This window comes from Sphingopyxis sp. A083, from assembly GCF_001468495.1.
Lineage (GTDB): Bacteria > Pseudomonadota > Alphaproteobacteria > Sphingomonadales > Sphingomonadaceae > Sphingopyxis > Sphingopyxis terrae.
The window spans coordinates 327439-343766 of the sequence record NZ_LNSK01000001.1; the positions used below are offsets into that span (position 1 = coordinate 327439).

A 16328-nucleotide genomic window follows, 5' to 3' on the forward strand; every position below is an offset into this window, starting at 1 on the left:
AGGTGCAAGGCTACCAGCCGCGCATCTGGTGGGTCGCGCGGCCGGGCCAAGAGGGGTTTTAGACCATGCGAGGGACCGTTTTCAGCCGCCTGCGGGCCGGCATCTCGACCTTCTGCCGCGATACGCGCGGCAACACGATGATGCTGACGGCGGGCGCGCTCGTGCCGATCGTGGCGCTCGTAGGGTCGGGCGTCGATATCGGCCGTGCCTATATGGCCGAGCTTCGCCTGCAGCAGGCGTGCGATGCGGGCGTGCTCGCGGGCCGCCGCGCGATGCAGGGCGGCGATTATGATTCGAACGCCGAAGGCGAAGCGAACAAGATGTTCGCCTTCAACTTCCCGTCGGGAATGTATGCAAGCAGCGGCGTCGATTTCAAATCGAAGGCGCAGGGGACGTCGAACGTCGTCGGCGAAGCCAAGGTTACGCTGCCCACCGATATCATGAAGATATTCGGGACCAAGCAATTCGACCTTGCGGTCAACTGCACCGCGAAGCTGGAAATCTCGAACGCCGACATCATGATGGTGCTCGACGTTACCGGCTCGATGGCGACGACCAATTCGGGCGACTCGGTCAATCGCATCAGCGCGCTCAAGACCGCGACGATGAACTTCTTCGACACGCTGACCACCGCCGATGTCGGTGACGGCCGCCTGCGGTTCGGCGTCGTGCCGTACAGCTCGAGCGCCAATGTCGGCTCGATTCTCTATGCGAAGAATCCTGACTGGCTGTCGAACAATGTGCTGCTGCCTTCGCGCACGCCGATCTTCAAGATCACCTACGGTAATGGCCAGACCGTCGAAAACGGCTCGTCAACGGGCAGCGTCACCTACGGCAATTGGTCCAACGTCAGCACCGTCAGCGGCCAGAACAGCAGCAGCTGCGGCAATCTGGAGCCGCCGGCCGACACGACGCCGTCACCGAGCGGGTCGCCGACCGTCAACCAGACCGGGCAGACCTTTGATAGCGACGGCAACCGCGTCACGACCAACAACAACTCGCAGACTTATACCTATTATAATTACCAATATACCTGGTCGAGCAGCAAGTGCCGCCTTCAGCGCCGCGTTGCGACCTATACGCGCACCTCGACAACGACGACGACCGAAGAGCCGATCCAGACCTTCGATAATAAATATCGCTACGAAGATCGCGTTTTCGACGTCACGCAGGCGAAGGCGGGCTCGGCGATTGTCACCGACACGGGCGACAGCGGCACCAACTATTCGGCCACCTGGGGCGGATGTGTCATGGAGCGCGAAACCGTCGCCTTCGGTCCGACGCAGACCGCGCCGGCCGGCGCCCGCGACATGGATGTCGACAGCGCGCCGACGAGCGACGACGGGACCAAGTGGAAAGTGCTGATTCCCGAAATCGCTTTCCCGCGCGCCAAGAATCCGTCGTCGTCGGGAACGACGAGTTCGCTCAATGTCAACAGCAGCAGCGTGTCGAGCGACAGCACGTCGGGCGGCAGCTGGCAGCGTTACTCCAAATATTGGAGCAGCGGCTGGGGCGTCTGCCCCGCGCCCTCGATGAAGCTGACGACGATGACGGCGAGCGACCGTTCCAGCTTCAACACCTACATCAACGCCTTGCAGCCCGTCGGCGGCACCTATCATGATTCGGGCATGGTCTGGGGCATCCGCCTCCTGTCGCCCGACGGCATGTTCGCCGACGAAAATGCCGAAGCGCCGAACAAGCGCCCGATCAGCCGCCATATCGTCTTCATGACCGACGGCGACATGTCGGCGAATATGGGCAATTTGACCTTCCAGGGCTATGAATGGACGATGCAGCGTGTCGGCGGGACCAGCGACAGCAATCTGACCGACCGGCACAACAACCGCTTCCTCCAGCTTTGCGAAAAGGCGAAGGCGAAGAATATCACCATCTGGGTGGTCGGCTTCGGCACCTCGCTCAACACCCAGCTCACGACCTGCGCGACGCCGGGCAAGGCCTATGAAGCCTCCAACGCTTCGCAGCTCAACGACAATTTCCAGGCGATCGCGCGCCAGATTTCGAAGCTGAGGCTCTCGCAATGATCCGGATACCGTCGCTCCTCCGCCGCCTTCGCCGCCACCAGCGCGGCACGGCGATCCTGGAATTCGCGCTGATCGCGCCGGTCTTCATCCTGCTGTTGATGGGCCTGTTCGATTATACGTGGCAGATGTACGCCAAGCAGGTGCTGCAAGGTGCCGTCAGCAACGCGGCGCGGGCCTCGACCCTCGAAACGGCGGCGTCGAGCCAGACGCTGATCGACGCGGCGGTGCGCGATCAGGTTCAGAATGTCTTTCCCGGCGCCCCGGTCACTTTCACCCGCAAATCCTATGAAAGTTTCAACGACGTCGGCAAGCCCGAGCCCTTCACCGATGCCAACAACAACAACCGCTATGATTCGGGTGAATGTTTCGAAGATCGCAACGGCAACAATAATTGGGATGCCGACCAGGGTGCGAACGGCAACGGCGGCGCCGAGGATGTCGTGCTCTATACCGCGAAGATGAAGTTCGAACGCATTTTGCCGGTGTGGCGCATGCTCGGCCAGCCGCCGGAAACCTATCTCTACGCGACGACCGTGCTCCGCAACCAGCCGTATAACGTCAATACCGTGACGAGTAAGGTGATATGCAACTGACCCGCATCCTTGCCCACGCCCGGCGCAGCACCGCCCGGCTGGTGCGCTTCGCGCGCGACGACAAGGCCGTCGTGCTCATCGAAACCGCCTTCACGATGCCGCTGCTCGTGTTTCTTGGCTTCGGGGGGCTGGAGATCGCCAATCTGACGCTGGCGAACACGCGCATCAGCCAGGTGGCGCTGAGCGCCGCCGATAACGCATCGCGTATCGCCTATGGCAGCGACCTGTCGCTGCCGCGGGTGCGCGAAGTCGATATCAATGAGGTCTTCGCAGGCGTCGAGGAGCAGTCGCGCGGGCTGGACTTCAAGGCGCACGGCCGCATCATCCTGTCGAGCCTCGAGCGCAACTCGAGCGGCGGCCAGTGGATACACTGGCAACGCTGCTATGGGAATTATCCGGTGAATTCGGCCTATGGTCTGCAAGGGACCGGCAAGACGGGCACCGCATTCAAAGGGATGGGCAAACCGGGCGCGGAAGTCACCGCATCGACCGGGACCGCCGTGATGTTCGTCGAAGTCTCTTATGAATATCAGCCGCTTGCCTTTGCCGCCTGGCTCGGGCCGCGCGTTATCCGCACGACCGCGGCCTTCAATATCCGCGAAGGCCGCGACCTTCAGGGTCCGGCGGGCGGCGACGGCGTCTATAATCCGTCGCCGGCGGCAACGAAGATGACCTGCACCTGATCCGCGCGGGGCGCGGCCGAACGCCGATGCCCCATTTATTGTCGCCGCGCCGCCTGCTATCGCGCGGGCGGCGATGACAGCGACGCACACCCCCGACAGCCAGCATCAGGGCTTTCTGACGATCCTGCCCGCAGGCATGCGCCCCTATGCGCTGCTTGCGCGCTTCGACCGGCCGATCGGCTGGTGGCTGCTCTATTGGCCCTGCGCCTGGGGTGTGGCGCTGGCGGGTGGAGCCTGGTCGCACTGGCCGCTGCTGCTATGGATGCTGCTCGGCGCGATCGTGATGCGCGGCGCGGGCTGCGTCTACAACGACATCGTCGACCGCGACCTCGACGCGAAGGTGGCGCGCACCGCGGTGCGCCCGGTTGCGAGCGGCGAAGTGTCGGTGCGCAACGCCCTGATGTGGACATTGCTGCTGTCGATGATCGGGCTCGTTGTACTGCTGCGCCTGCCCCTGCCGGCGCAGATCGTCGCGGTGGCCAGCCTCGTGCTGGTCGCCGCCTATCCCTTCATGAAGCGGATCACCTGGTGGCCGCAGGCATGGCTCGGCCTTGTCTTCAGTTGGGGCGCGCTCGTCGGCTGGATCGCGGTCGGCGGCGGCGCGAACGATCAAGGCGGGCTGGCGCTGCCCTTCCTCTATGCGGGAACGATCGCCTGGGTGATCGGCTATGATACCATCTATGCGCTTCAGGATATCGAAGATGACGCGCTCGTCGGCGTGAAATCGAGCGCGCGCGCGATGGGGCGGCATGTGAAGGCCGGCGTCGCGCTCTGCTACGCCGTAGCGCTTGGCGGCTGGGCGGGGGCGCTCTGGAATGTTCGTCCCGATGCCCTCGTGCTTGTTGCCTTGATCCCCGCCGCGCTGCACCTGACGGGGCAGGTCGTCACGCTCGACCTCGACAATGGCGCCGACGCGCTCGCCAAATTCCGCAGCAATCGTTTTGCGGGGTTGCTGGTCTTCGCGGCGATGCTGGTGGTCGGCAGCGCGCCCTGACGCGGGCGCCTATTCGGCCGCAAGCAGTTCTTCGGCGCCGCCAAGGTCGACCGAGACGAGGCGGCTGACGCCCTTTTCGATCATCGTCACCCCGAACAGGCGATGCATGCGCGCCATCGTCACCGCATTGTGGGTGACGATCAGATAGCGGGTCTTCGTCTCGCGCGTCATCCGGTCGAGCAGGTCGCAGAAGCGTTCGATATTGGCGTCATCGAGCGGCGCATCGACTTCGTCGAGGACGCAGATCGGCGCCGGATTGGTCAGGAAAAGGCCGAAGATCAGCGCGACGGCGGTCAGCGCCTGTTCGCCGCCCGAGAGCAGGGTCAGCGTGCCGAGGCGCTTGCCCGGCGGCTGCGCCATGATCTCCAGCCCGGCCTCGAGCGGATCGTCCGAATCGACGAGTTCGAGATGCGCCTGCCCGCCGTTGAACAGCGTGGTGAACAGGCGCTGGAAATGTTCGTTCACCGTCGCGAAGGCGGCGAGCAGGCGAACGCGACCCTCGCGGTTGAGGTTGCCGATCGAGCCGCGCAGCCGGTTGACCGCTTGTTGCAGCTCCTCGATCTCGGCGGCGCTTCGTTCGCGTTCGACGTCGAGTTCGGCAAGCTCGTCGGCGGCGACGAGGTTGACCGGCCCCAGCCGCTCGCGTTCGCCGATCAGCCGGTCGTGCGCGGCCGACTCGGCACTTGCATCGTCGACGCCATCGCTCTCGAACCCGACCTTCTGCGGTAGCAAGGGGGGCGGACATTCGAAGCGCTCGCCCGACAGGCGCCCCATCTCGATGCGGCGCAGCTCGGCATTTTCGGAGCGTGCCACCGCGCCGGCGCGTATCTCGCGCGCCGCGGCGACGCGCTCGCGGATCGTCGTCAGCGCCGCTTCGGCTTCGCGCAGCGCCGCTTCGGCTTCGCGCTCCTGCGCCTCGGCGGCGCGCACCTTGCCGCGCACCTCCGTCTGCCGGGCCGCCGCGGCTTCGCTATCGGCGGCGAGCTTTTCGGGCAGGCCCGCAAGCTTCGCCGCTTCGGTTGTCAGCGCTTCGGCGCGCTTGTCCATGTCGGTCACACGCCTTGCCGCTTCGCCCGCGCGCGCCTTCCAACTCTTGATCTCGGCACCGACGACCGCGTGTCGCTCGCTTAGCCCGGCGAGCGCGCGCTCATGATCAGCGAGCGCGTCGCGCGCACCATTGGCGTCGCCCCGCGCGCGGTCGGTTGCACTTTCTTCACCCTCAAGCGCCGCGCGCGCGAGGCTGTCGTCGGGGAGCGCGGCGAGCGCCGCCTCCTTTGCGGCAAGGTCCGCAGCGGCGTCGCTCCCGGCCGCCGCAATTTCGGCGAGCCGACGGTCGAACAGCGCGGCGGCGTCGCGGTGACGGTCGAGCGCGGCCTGCGCCTGATCGGCGGCACGCAGCGCGGTGCGGCGTGCCTCGTCGGCGCTCGCGAGCGCCCTGCGCGCCGCGGCGGCGGCGTCGGTTCGCTCGGCAAGCTGCGTTGCCGCAGTATCGCGGCGATCCTGCAATTCCTGCACCCCGAGTTCAACTTGCGGGCGCTGCGCGGCGAGCGCGTCGAGGCGATTCTGCCGCTGCAGCCGCTCGGTCGCCGTCGCGCCGTCGCCGCGCGTGACGAAACCATCCCAGCGGCGCATCACGCCGTCCAGGGTGACCAGCCGTTGGCCGACCGCGAGCGGTTGGCCGGTGTCGCGATCGGCAACTGCAATCTGCGCGAGCCGCCGCGCGAGCGCCGGGGGCGCCTGGACAAAGGCTGCGAGCGGCTGCGTGCCTGCCGGCAGCGCCGGGTCGTTCTTGTCGGTATCGGCGCCGCCCCAGCTGCGCGCGGAGTCGCGGTCGGTCCCGGCGTCGAGATCGTCGCCGAGCGCGGCGGCGAGGGCCGCCTCGTGGCCCGGCGTCACGCGCAGCCGGTCGAGGATGCGGTCGTCGTCGGTGCGGGCGGCGGCGAGCGCGCGTTCGAGCGTTGCCGCCTCGCCGTCGAGCGCGGCGAGCGCCGCACGCGCTTCGGCAAGACCGGCATCGATTGCGCCCAGATCGACCGCGATCGCTTCGCGGTCGGCCTCGGCCTCGTGCAGCGCGGTTTCCGCGGCAGCTATCGCCGCTTCGGCCTGTTCGGCGCTGCGGGCGCTTTCGGCCTGCGTCGCGGCGAGGGCGGCGCTGTCGCCCAATGCGGCGATTTCGGCCTCGACCCGCTGACGGTCGCCGGCGATGCGCCGGACGGCGGCCTCGGCCGTGTCGCGCGCCGACACCGCTATGCGGCGGTCGGCGGCTTCGCTCGCCGCCTTCGCTCGTGCCTGCGCGAGTGCGACCTCGGCATCGCGGAGGCGTGCCTGCGCCGCCTGATGCGCCTCGACCAGCGCCGCCTTGCCCGCGTCGTGCGCGGCAATGTCCTGCGTCAGGCGCTTCGCTTCGGCGTCGAGCGCGGTCAGGGCGGCATGGGCGTCGCGCGCCAATTCGCCCTCGCGCGCCCGGTCCTCGGCGAGCCGCGCCTGCTGCGCCGCCAGATCGTCGAGCCGTTGCCGCGCGGCACGTTCCTCGCCCTGCAGGCGGACAAGCGTCGCGGTCGCCTCGGCGAGTGCATCGCGCTGTGCCTGCGCCTCGGCGCGCGCGCTACCGACGCGCGTCGCCACTTCGACCTGCGCGGCGGAAACGGTTTCGAGTTCGGACTGCGCGGCCCTCACGGCAGCTTCGGCGGCATCGGCGTCGCGGCGCGCCCGATCGGCGGCGGCGGCGGCATCGCGCCAGCGCGCGTAGATCAGCCGGCCTTCGGCGATACGGATATCGTCGCTGAGCTTGCGATATTTTTCCGCCGCCCGCGCCTGACGGCGCAGCGCATTTGCGCGCACTTCCATGTCGGCGACGATTTCGGACAGGCGATTGAGGTTGGTTTCGGTCGCGCGCAGCTTTTGCTCGGCATCCTTGCGGCGGACGTGCAAACCAGCGATGCCCGCCGCTTCCTCCAGCATCGCGCGGCGGTCGGTCGGCTTGGCGGCTATGACGTTCGCGATCTTGCCCTGACTGACGAGGGCGGGGCTGTGCGCGCCGGTCGCGGCGTCGGCAAAGATCAGCGCGACATCCTTGGCGCGGACGTCGCGTCCGTTGGCGCGATAGGCGCTGCCCGCGCCGCGTTCGATACGGCGGATGATCTCGAGTTCATGCCCTTCGCTCGCGTCGGACAGGCCCGCGACGACATTGCCTTCGGTATCGCAATGGATGGCAACCTCGGCAAAATCGCGCGGCGGGCGCTGCGATGTGCCGGCGAAGATCACATCCTCCATCCCGCCGCCGCGCATGGATTTGGGGCTCGATTCGCCCATCACCCAGCGGATCGCTTCGAGCAGGTTTGATTTGCCGCAGCCGTTCGGACCGACGACGCCGGTCAGCCCGGGTTCGATCCGCAATTCGGTTGGCTCGACGAAGCTTTTGAAACCGGTCAGGCGCAGGCGTCTTATCTGCACGAAGCCACCTCGTGCAGGTCAGCGAATCGGAGCCGGTGCAACCTTGCTGTCACATATCCCCCTGACACCGTCATGGCGCGTGGGCGGTCGAGTCGCAAGGGGTGCCGCCTCCCCGTCGCGGGCGGCGGGGAGGACTATTGCCTTTAGCGGGCGCCCATGGTGCGCAGGCGGTCGCGCAGCGGGCCCCAGGTGGTGATGCCTTCGGCGACCTGGCCGTTGATGACGAAGGTCGGCGTGCCCTGGATCTTGAACTGTTCGATGCCCTTGTTGGTCATCTGCTCAAGCTTGCTGATATTGTCGACGTTCGACAGGCAGGCGTTGATCTGGTCGGCGGTTACGCCGCGCGACTGGAAGAACTCTTCAAGCTTCCAGGCTTTGGCGAGCGCGGGAAAGCGCTGCGCGGGGGGCAGCGCCATCGCGGCTTCGCCGCCCTTGGGATTGGCCTGCGCGCCGGCGAACAGTTCGGCTTGCGAGGCAAAGACATTTTCCTGTAGCGGGAAATAGCGATCGACCGGGCTGCAATGCGCGACCGCCGCGGCCATCGCGTCGAGCGGATCGCGGATGAAGTTGCGCACTTCCAGGCTGACACGGCCGCTGTCGATGAAGTCGCGCTTGATCTCTTCGTGGCTTTCCTTCGAGAAATCGGCGCAGTGCGAGCAGGTCAGCGACGCATATTCGATGATCTTGATCGGCGCGTCGGGGTTACCCATCAGATAGCCGCCCTCGGCGGTCTTGGTGACCGTTGTCGACCATTGCTTGCCTGCGGGTGCCGCGACCTTGGCGACGACCGCCTGTTCCTTCGACTGGTCGGTCGTGCCCTTGCCGCAGCCGGCGAGCGCAAGGGCGCCGATCGAGGCGAGAAGGATCGGGCGAAGGGGCAATCTGGTCATTGGGGATAGTCTCCGGATAATTCGCGTGAACGGGCTTTTACGAGGCCTTCAGCGCCGCGTCGAGTTGCGTTTTGATCGCGGACCAGACGGTCACATCGACATGGCGTCCGTTGATGAAGAAGGCCGGCGTGCCGCGCACATGGTCGGCACCCAGGCCGATATTGGTCATGCCTTCGAGTTCGGCGCGCGTGACCTCGCTATCGAAACAGGCGTTCATCTGCGCCTGGGTGTAGCCGCGCTTCGACATCAGCGCGCCGAGCCCGGTGTCGGCCGCGATCTTGCGCGCGCGTTCGCTCTCGGTGCCGACATACCAGCTCTTGACCATCGCCTCGGGCGCCTTTTGCACTTTCGCCAGCCAGACCGGTTGCGCCATGAAGATGGCGTGGTGGTTGGCCGCGAAGGCCTTGGCGCCGCCGCAGCGCGCCAGCAGCGCTGCGGTCAGGTCGACGGGGTCGCGGACGAGGTTGCGATATTCGAAGACCACCAGTCCCTTGTCGATATATTGGGTCTTGAGCGGGACGTCGCCGTCGCGCGCAAATTCGCCGCAATGGCTGCACGTATAGCTGAAATATTCGACCAGACGCACCTTGGCGGCGGGGTTTCCGACGATATAGGCGCCAATCGCGCTGGTGCTGATCTTCGACGACCAGGCCGGCGCCGGAGCGGCGGGCGCGGCGGCGACCAGCGACAGCGCGGCGATCGACAGGGCGCCGATGGCGGTGCGGCGGGACAGGGTGCGACCGGATATCTTGGGCATGGACGTGCCGTCTTCCTTCAACTGATGCGCGGGAGTTTCGGCGCGCTGGCGAGCCCGGCGGCCATGCGTTCGAGCACGGTCCTGAGCTCCGGATCGCCGATGTCGCGCAGGCTATCCCCCAGTTCGGCGGGTACCGGCTTCAGCATTGCCGGCTGCTGAACGGGGGCGGGGGCGGGCGTGACCTGCCCATGCGTCATGCGGACGCTCGCGATCGCGGCATAGCCGAAGAAGCGATTGACCGCCGCGACGATGTCGGGGGCGACATGCTGCAGCATGGGTGCGTGCGCGCCGCTGATCGTCAGGTGCAGCGTTCCACCCGCCTTTTGTCCGGCGGGAAAGCGGATCATCGCGGGCTGGGTGACATCGGCGAGCCGGTCGCCGACGATTTCGCGCCAGCGGCTGACGACCGACGACTGGATGAAGCCGAATTTGCGAAAGGCGGTCCGGCCGATTTCTGGAACCATATCGGCGATCGCGCGCGCTTCGCCGCCGCGCGGCCGCTCATAGCTGCGCGCCGGCGCCTTTTTGGTCGCCTTCTTCGCGCCCGCCTTGGGGGGCTTGTCGCCATCGCCGGAGCCTGCTTTCGCCATCGCCGCCGCCATGCCATAGGCGGGGGGTGAGCGTCCAGATGCCAGACCCCGATCTCTCCGCCGCCGACTTCGCGCCGCGGCTGCTCGCCTGGTACGACCGCGCGGCGCGCAACCTCCCTTGGCGCATCGCGCCGGGCAGCGCGGTGACGCCCGATCCCTACCGCATCTGGCTCGCCGAAGTGATGCTGCAACAGACGACCGTTGCCGCGGTCGCGGGCTATTTCGCCCGCTTTACCGAGCGTTGGCCGAGCGTCGCCGATCTCGCGGCGGCCGATGACGCGGACGTCATGGCGGCGTGGGCGGGCCTCGGATATTATGCCCGCGCTCGCAACCTGCTCGCCTGCGCGCGCGCGGTGGTCGCCGATCATGACGGCCTTTTTCCGGATAGCGAGACCGGGTTGCGCGCCTTGCCGGGCGTCGGCGATTACACTGCGGCGGCGGTCGCGGCGATCGCCTTCGGCCGCCCCGCGGTTGTCGTCGACGCCAATATCGAGCGGGTGATTGCGCGCCACCGGCTGGTCGCCACGCCGCTGCCGGCCGCAAAGCGCGCGATCCGTGCCGCGCTGGCGCCGCTCGTTCCGCGCGATCGCCCCGGCGACTTCGCGCAGGCTCTCATGGATCTGGGCGCAACGATCTGCACGCCGCGCAGCCCCGCCTGCACCCGCTGTCCCGTCGTCGCCGATTGCGCCGCATTTGCGGCTGGCACCGCCGAGTCATTGCCGGTCAAGCCGCCCAAAAAGGCGAAGCCGCAGCGCCACGGACGCGCCTGGTGGATCGAATCGGATGCGCGGCTGTGGCTGGTACGGCGCCCCGATAAGGGGATGCTCGGCGGGATGCGGGCATTGCCCGGCGGCGCGTGGGACGAACCGCCCGCATCCGATGACGGAGCCGTCTCCGTGCGGCACGGCTTCACCCATTTCGACCTCACATTGACGCTCGTCCGGCGCGGAGTCGAGGATGCCGCAGGGGAAGGTGAGTGGTGGCCGATTTCGGCGCTTGACGCGGCGGGTCTGCCGACGCTGTATCGCAAACTGGTCGACAAGATGCGGGAGAGTGACCGATGACGATGATGATTTCGCGCCGCGCGCTGCTCGGCAGCCTGGCGCTGGGGGGCAGCGCGACGCTGTTGCCGCGCGCCGCCTTCGCCTGGACCAATGCCGAGGCGCTCTATCCGGCGACCTACGCCTTCATCAAGGGATTCGTGGACCGCCGCGAGCTCGCCGGCGCTATCGCTGCGATCGGCAAGGATCAGGCGCCGCCCGACTATCTGGGCGCGGGCAAGCAGGCGATGGATTCGCAGCGCGCTGTGGCCCCGGACACGATCTGGCGGCTCTATTCGATGACCAAGCCCGTCACCGGCATGGCGGCCATGCTGCTGATCGAGGATGGCAAGATGACCCTCGACCAGCCGATCGCCGATTTCCTGCCGGCCTTCGCATCGATGAAGGTGCAGAACACCCCCGACGGGTCGATCACCGACGTTCATCCCTCGAAGGGGCCGATCACGGTCCGCCAGCTCCTCACCCACACCGCCGGGCTCGGCTACAATATCGTTCAGAAGGGGCCGCTGCGCGACGCCTATAACGAGGCGGGGATATTGGGCGGACAGGTCAGCCGTCTGCCGATTCCGGGCTTCCCGCCGACCACGCCCGCGCCGAGTCTGGAGGTTTTCGCCGACCGGCTCGCGACGCTGCCGCTCGTCTATGAACCCGGCACCCGCTGGAGCTATTCGGTCGGGCTCGACCTGATGGGCCGCGTGATCGAGGTCGCCTCGGGTCAGCCCTTCGACGCCTTTCTGAAGGCGCGCATTTTCGATCCGCTGGGGATGGCGAGCACCGGTTTTCGCGTCACCGGCGACGAAGAAGCGCGGCTGTCGACCAACTATGCGCCGCTGGGCGGCGTGCTGCTGCCGATCGATCCCGCGACGAGCTCGATCTACCTCGACCCGCCGCCGATGCCCTATGGCGGCGGCGGTCTCGTTTCGACGGCGCGCGATTACGACCGGTTCCTCGCCATGCTGCTCGGCGAGGGCGAAACCGGCGGCGTGCGGATCATGAAGCCCGAAACCGCGCGGCTCGGCATGTCGAACCTGCTTGCCGATTCGGTCGATCGCAAGAATACGTTCATCGACGGTGAGGGCTTCGGCGCTGGCGGACGCGTGTCGCTCGCCGGATCGCCGACCGGCGAGGGAGTTTACGGCTGGGGCGGCGCAGCGGGCACCATCGCCTTTGTCGATCGCCGCCGCGGCTATCGCGTCGGCGGCTATACGCAATATATGCCGTCGGAAGCGCTGCCCTTCCAACGCGACTTCGGCAAGGCCTTCTACAAGGATGTGATGGCCTGATGCCGCTGCCGCTCGGCTTTACCGGGGCGCGGCTTGACCGTGCCGACCGACTCCGCACCGATCCCGAGGCTTTCGCGGCGGCGATCGCCGATCCGCGCGCGACCTGCCTGCTGCTTGATGGCATCGATCCGGTGCCGGGCAGCGGCGGCGGGCTGATGTGGGAAGCGCTTGATCCGGCCGACGAGCGTGCGTTGTTGCTGCTAGGGATCGACGACAGCGGCGCGCCGCGCTTCGTGCGCGAGGCGCATGGCGGGGCGCGCGTCGATGCGCGTTCGCGCACCGTGATGCGGCTGCTCCCGATGCTATCGCCCGAAGAAGCGGCGCTCTATGGCGGTGCGCGCAGCCTCGTCGACTGGCACGCGCGGCACCGGTTCTGCGCCGTTTGCGGTTCGCCGACCGAATTGTTCCGGGGCGGCTGGGGTCGCCGCTGCGCTTCGTGCGGGGCGGAACATTTCCCGCGCGTCGACCCCGTTGTCATCATGCTCGCCGAATATGAGGGCCGCGTGCTGCTCGGCCGCCAACCCGGCTTCCCGCCCGGCTTCTTTTCGGCGCTCGCGGGCTTCGTCGAGCCGGGCGAATCGCTTGAGGAAGCGGTGGCGCGCGAATTGTTCGAAGAAGCGGGCATCGCCGTGTCCGATGTATCTTATGTGGCGAGCCAGCCCTGGCCGTTCCCCTCGTCGCTGATGATCGGGTGCCGCGCGGTCGCGCGCGGCGCAGCGCTGACGATCGACACGACCGAACTCGAAGCGGCGATGTGGGTCGACCGTGCGGAGGTGCGCGCGGCGCTCGCCGGCGACATGGGCGCGAGCTTCATGGCACCGCCGCCGCTGGCGATCGCGCGCTATCTGCTGGAGGATTGGGTGGCCTGAGCCTTAGAGGCGCTTGCCGGTGATGCGGCTGATTTCGCGCGCCACCATCGATTCGACCATCGCCGGCAGATTGGCGTCGAGCCATTGCTTGAGCATCGGCCGCATCGCATCGACGACGACATCCTCGAGGCTGCGTCCCCCGGCGGGCACCGTCGCGGCGGCCGCCGCGGCGGCTGGCGCCATCGCTGCGGTGAGCGCTTCGAGCGACTGGCGCGCGGCATCGGCGCTGGCGACCGACACCAGCTCTTCCTGCCCGGTCGCGGCGCCGCTGTCGTCAAGGGTCGATTCGGCGACGGCGTCGTCTTCCTCTTCGTTGAGGTCGAGAATATCCTCGCTCGGCGCCGCCGCACGCTGCGCGCGCGCGCCAGGGGCCTCGTCACGCGCGATGACGCGCCGGATCGACGACAAAATGTCTTCCATCGATGGCTCCCGCGACATGTCGCCCATGCTTGCCCCCTCAGTTCCGCCGGAAATACCGGTTAACCATGTTCATACCGGCGCGCGGGCGGGCTTGCCAAGCCTTATTGTTGGGGAAGCGGCTCTACGGCAGGCACCCTGGCATCGGCGGCGGGGATGCTGCGCGTATCGGTGGCCTGCTGCTGCGGCTTCGGATCGTCGGCCCAATCCCAGATCTGACCGCGAACACGGCGATAATTTACCGCCGGATCATAGAGCGCGCCGCCCTCGATTCCCAGGTCGCGCGCTTCGGCCTTGCCCATCGCGGCGAGGACCGAGAAAGCCGCGACATAGCTGTTGCGTTTGGCCGAGACGAGCTGGACCTGCGCGTTCAGATATTCCTGTTCGGCATTCAATATGTCGAGGATCGAGCGCGTGCCGACGCTGTTTTCGGCACGCACCCCCTCGAGCGACAGGGCGTTCGCGCCCACCGCCTGCTCGGTCGCGGCGATGACGCGCTCGTTCGCCTGCCACGCGGCATAAGCGCCGCGCGTCTGCGCGATCACGTCGCGTTCGGTGGCAACATAGGTTTCGATCGCCTGGCTGCTGCGCGATTGCGCCTGGCGCACCTGCGCCGACGGGCGGCCGCCCTGAAAGATCGGCAGCGTCAGCGACAGGCCGGCGGCGGCGCTCTTAGTCGTATTCTCGGCCACGGTGTTGCCGGCGGGAATCGAATGAAGATTATTGTTGTAGCCGCCGCCTAGTGTCGCCGACAGCTTGGGCATGCGGGCGGCCCGCGCAGCGCCGATGTCGGCGCGCGATGCGTTGATGCGCTGGTTTGCTGCTTCGATATCGGGATTGTTGTTGAGCGCGATCGCGACCGCATCCTCAACCGATTGCGGGAGATTGGGCAGCGCCGGCGGCGGCTGGAGGTCGACCGGCGCATCGCCGACCAGCTTCACATAATTTTCGCGGCTGCGAATCAGATTGGCTTCGGCGCCGCGCAGGTCGCCCTCGGCCAGCGCAAGCCGGGCCTGCGACTGGGCGACGTCGGTGCGCGTCAGATCGCCGATCTCGAACCGGTCGCTCGATGCCTGCAAATTGGTCTTGAGGACCGCGACATTCTTCTGGTTGAGCTGGACGATCGCTTGGTCGCGGATCACGTCCATATAGGCGCCCACGACTTGCGAGAAAATGCTCGCTTCGGTTGCGCGCAGATCGGATTGCCCGGCTTCGACGCGATATTCGGCCGCCTTCACCGCGTTGCGCACCGCGCCGCCCTGATAGATCGGCACGCTGAGTTGGCTGCCCGCGGACAGGACGCGGCCCGGCGACACGAAGCTGTTGCCCGGGATGACCAGATTTTCCTGATAATCGACGCTGGCACCGACCGAGGGCAAGCCCGACGCCTTCTGGATCGGAACATTCTCGTCGTTCGCGCGCTGTCCGGCGCGCGCCGCCGTCAGCGTCGGATTATTCTCATAGGCTTTGGCGAGCGCACCCTGCAGCGTCTCGGCCTGCGCCTGCGACGACAGCGCCAGCGCGCCGAGCGCCATGCCCGCCAGCCAGCAGGCGCGTCGTCCGGTCATTTTCGTGTCGATGTCGTGCATGATTTGGTTCAGCCTGAAGGGAGGGAAGGCTCTCAGAATCGAAAACCCGTGGGGGCCTCGAAACCCGGCAGCGCCGCGACATCCATGTCGGCAAAGGCGCGCAGCGCAAGTGTGCCGGCGGTCTTGACGCCCTGGACAAGCCGGGTGACGCTGCCTTCGCGGCGCGCCGCGACCAGCTTGCCGCCTTCGGCGAGCTGCGCTGCCAACGCGTCGGGAAGCTGTTCGATCGCGCCGTCGATCAGGATGCGGTCGAAGGGCGCTTCGCCGGGGGCACCGGCAGCGAGCGGGCCTTCGACCCAGCGAATCGCCGGATTGTCGGTTGCGGCGCGGGCGGCAGCAAGCAGATCGGCCTGCTCCTCGACCGCGACGACCGAGGCACCGAGCGCCGCGAGCAGCGCGGCGGTGTAGCCCGTCGCCGCACCGATGAGCAGCACGCGCTGGCCCGGCCGGATATCGGCGGCGACCAGCAGGCGGCCGGTGACGAGCGGCGCATTGAGCGCGCGGCCGTGACCCAGCGCGATCGCGCGGTCCATATAGGCGACGCTCGCCAACGCCGCGGGAACATGCGCCTCGCGCGCCACGCTGCCCATCGCCGCGACGACCGCCGGGTCGATCACGTCATTGGTCCTCAGCTGGCTGTCGATCATCGCAGCCCGCATGTCCGCAGCAGTCACTTCGTTCAATTTCGTCGCCATCAGCCTGTTTTCCGATTCTGGGGCCCTGAAGCTTGGGGCCGTTCTAGCCGAACCGATGCTGTGTTGCAATACTAATACAGCATCGCGCGGCGCTGCGTCGCGCATAGCTGGCCGCGGGAGTGGCGCCAACCCCGCATTGCGCGAAAATGCGTGCGAAATGGAGTGGGCCTTGGCGAATCCTTGACAAGCCCGCCAAAGCCCCGCACTAGCGGCGCCGTCCAACACCCGGCCCGGCCCGCGACACAGCGGCCGCGGCGTTCGGCGCGAGGCCCGATGGCGGAGTGGTGACGCAGCGGACTGCAAATCCGTATACGCCGGTTCGATTCCGGCTCGGGCCTCCATTCATCCCATCTAACCTTGCTGCCGACGCCGATCTCGGCATCGATTGTATCGGTATTGGCGAACCGTCAGG

Annotated in this window: 14 protein-coding genes and 1 tRNA gene; 8 read left to right on the plus strand and 7 right to left on the minus strand. The window is 67.3% G+C overall.

All coding sequences use genetic code 11. From position 1 onward, the window contains the following. Nucleotides 1-65: 65 nt before the first annotated feature. From ATE59_RS01665 to ubiA, 4 genes are all read left to right on the plus strand, one after another. Nucleotides 66-2042, plus strand: coding sequence for a pilus assembly protein (locus ATE59_RS01665; protein WP_058811010.1), 1977 nt, complete (start codon nucleotides 66-68; stop codon nucleotides 2040-2042). After that, on the plus strand, nucleotides 2039-2635 hold the full coding sequence (locus ATE59_RS01670) for a TadE/TadG family type IV pilus assembly protein (RefSeq protein WP_003046663.1): 597 nt from the start codon (nucleotides 2039-2041) through the stop codon (nucleotides 2633-2635). The genes ATE59_RS01665 and ATE59_RS01670 overlap by 4 nt, the downstream gene beginning before the upstream one ends. Next, nucleotides 2626-3318, plus strand: a complete 693-nt coding sequence (locus ATE59_RS01675) for a TadE/TadG family type IV pilus assembly protein (RefSeq protein ID WP_058811011.1) — start codon at nucleotides 2626-2628, stop codon at nucleotides 3316-3318. Before ATE59_RS01670 ends, ATE59_RS01675 begins: the two co-directional genes overlap by 10 nt. Before the next feature lie 73 nt (nucleotides 3319-3391). Beyond that, nucleotides 3392-4312 (plus strand): 4-hydroxybenzoate octaprenyltransferase, encoded by a 921-nt coding sequence (ubiA, locus tag ATE59_RS01680; protein ID WP_058811012.1) that lies wholly within the window; start codon nucleotides 3392-3394, stop codon nucleotides 4310-4312. 9 nt (nucleotides 4313-4321) lie between these two features. On the opposite strand, the gene smc is transcribed toward ubiA, so the two are convergent. The 4 genes from smc to ATE59_RS01700 form a co-directional block, all read right to left on the minus strand. Further along, nucleotides 4322-7765: a chromosome segregation protein SMC gene (gene smc / locus ATE59_RS01685; protein WP_058811013.1), complete on the minus strand. Its 3444-nt coding sequence runs from the start codon at nucleotides 7763-7765 to the stop codon at nucleotides 4322-4324. Between the two features lie 143 nt (nucleotides 7766-7908). Continuing rightward, entirely contained in the window at nucleotides 7909-8655 is a 747-nt protein-coding gene (locus ATE59_RS01690) for a thioredoxin domain-containing protein (protein WP_058811014.1), read from the minus strand. A 37-nt stretch (nucleotides 8656-8692) separates the two neighbouring features. After that, nucleotides 8693-9412, minus strand: a complete 720-nt coding sequence (locus ATE59_RS01695) for a DsbA family protein (protein WP_058811015.1) — start codon at nucleotides 9410-9412, stop codon at nucleotides 8693-8695. Between the two features lie 17 nt (nucleotides 9413-9429). Further along, the gene (locus ATE59_RS01700) at nucleotides 9430-10002 is read right to left on the minus strand and encodes a DUF721 domain-containing protein (RefSeq protein WP_058811277.1); all 573 of its coding nucleotides are present in this window, start codon (nucleotides 10000-10002) and stop codon (nucleotides 9430-9432) included. A 38-nt stretch (nucleotides 10003-10040) separates the two neighbouring features. On the opposite strand from ATE59_RS01700, the gene ATE59_RS01705 reads away from it, so the two are divergent. Genes ATE59_RS01705 through nudC form a run of 3 tightly spaced genes read left to right on the plus strand, consistent with a single transcriptional unit; the run spans nucleotide 10041 to nucleotide 13215 of the window. Beyond that, nucleotides 10041-11066, plus strand: coding sequence for an A/G-specific adenine glycosylase (locus ATE59_RS01705; RefSeq protein ID WP_058811278.1), 1026 nt, complete (start codon nucleotides 10041-10043; stop codon nucleotides 11064-11066). Beyond that, the gene (locus ATE59_RS01710; RefSeq protein ID WP_058811016.1) at nucleotides 11063-12346 is read left to right on the plus strand and encodes a serine hydrolase domain-containing protein; all 1284 of its coding nucleotides are present in this window, start codon (nucleotides 11063-11065) and stop codon (nucleotides 12344-12346) included. Before ATE59_RS01705 ends, ATE59_RS01710 begins: the two co-directional genes overlap by 4 nt. After that, nucleotides 12346-13215, plus strand: coding sequence for an NAD(+) diphosphatase (gene nudC / locus ATE59_RS01715; RefSeq protein ID WP_058811017.1), 870 nt, complete (start codon nucleotides 12346-12348; stop codon nucleotides 13213-13215). Before ATE59_RS01710 ends, nudC begins: the two co-directional genes overlap by 1 nt. Nucleotides 13216-13218: 3 nt before the next feature. Here the strand turns inward: nudC and ATE59_RS01720 are convergent, their stop codons facing one another. The 3 genes from ATE59_RS01720 to ATE59_RS01730 form a co-directional block, all read right to left on the minus strand. Continuing rightward, on the minus strand, nucleotides 13219-13635 hold the full coding sequence (locus ATE59_RS01720; RefSeq protein ID WP_331458647.1) for a DUF2497 domain-containing protein: 417 nt from the start codon (nucleotides 13633-13635) through the stop codon (nucleotides 13219-13221). 101 nt (nucleotides 13636-13736) lie between these two features. Beyond that, nucleotides 13737-15200 carry a TolC family outer membrane protein gene (locus tag ATE59_RS01725; RefSeq protein WP_231737145.1) on the minus strand — a complete coding sequence of 488 codons (1464 nt, stop codon included), beginning with the start codon at nucleotides 15198-15200 and terminating at the stop codon, nucleotides 13737-13739. A gap of 53 nt (nucleotides 15201-15253) precedes the next feature. Next, complete coding sequence (locus ATE59_RS01730; protein WP_003046629.1) at nucleotides 15254-15916, minus strand: protein-L-isoaspartate O-methyltransferase family protein; 663 nt, start codon at nucleotides 15914-15916, stop codon at nucleotides 15254-15256. A gap of 267 nt (nucleotides 15917-16183) precedes the next feature. On the opposite strand from ATE59_RS01730, the gene ATE59_RS01735 reads away from it, so the two are divergent. Beyond that, nucleotides 16184-16257, plus strand: a tRNA-Cys gene (locus ATE59_RS01735). The last annotated feature ends 71 nt before the right edge of the window (nucleotides 16258-16328 follow it).

Bases quoted from the DNA above. Each gene is read 5' to 3' on its own strand.
- ubiA (WP_058811012.1), top strand. From the start codon at position 3,392: ATGACAGCGACGCACACCCCCGACAGCCAGCATCAGGGCTTTCTGACG.
- ATE59_RS01695 (WP_058811015.1), bottom strand. From the start codon at position 9,412: ATGCCCAAGATATCCGGTCGCACCCTGTCCCGCCGCACCGCCATCGGC.
- ATE59_RS01665 (WP_058811010.1), top strand. From the start codon at position 66: ATGCGAGGGACCGTTTTCAGCCGCCTGCGGGCCGGCATCTCGACCTTC.
- nudC (WP_058811017.1), top strand. From the start codon at position 12,346: ATGCCGCTGCCGCTCGGCTTTACCGGGGCGCGGCTTGACCGTGCCGAC.
- ATE59_RS01730 (WP_003046629.1), bottom strand. From the start codon at position 15,916: ATGGCGACGAAATTGAACGAAGTGACTGCTGCGGACATGCGGGCTGCG.
- ATE59_RS01720 (WP_331458647.1), bottom strand. From the start codon at position 13,635: ATGGAAGACATTTTGTCGTCGATCCGGCGCGTCATCGCGCGTGACGAG.
- ATE59_RS01675 (WP_058811011.1), top strand. From the start codon at position 2,626: ATGCAACTGACCCGCATCCTTGCCCACGCCCGGCGCAGCACCGCCCGG.
- ATE59_RS01710 (WP_058811016.1), top strand. From the start codon at position 11,063: ATGACGATGATGATTTCGCGCCGCGCGCTGCTCGGCAGCCTGGCGCTG.
- ATE59_RS01700 (WP_058811277.1), bottom strand. From the start codon at position 10,002: ATGGCGAAAGCAGGCTCCGGCGATGGCGACAAGCCCCCCAAGGCGGGC.
- ATE59_RS01705 (WP_058811278.1), top strand. From the start codon at position 10,041: ATGCCAGACCCCGATCTCTCCGCCGCCGACTTCGCGCCGCGGCTGCTC.
- ATE59_RS01725 (WP_231737145.1), bottom strand. From the start codon at position 15,200: ATGACCGGACGACGCGCCTGCTGGCTGGCGGGCATGGCGCTCGGCGCG.
- ATE59_RS01670 (WP_003046663.1), top strand. From the start codon at position 2,039: ATGATCCGGATACCGTCGCTCCTCCGCCGCCTTCGCCGCCACCAGCGC.
- ATE59_RS01690 (WP_058811014.1), bottom strand. From the start codon at position 8,655: ATGACCAGATTGCCCCTTCGCCCGATCCTTCTCGCCTCGATCGGCGCC.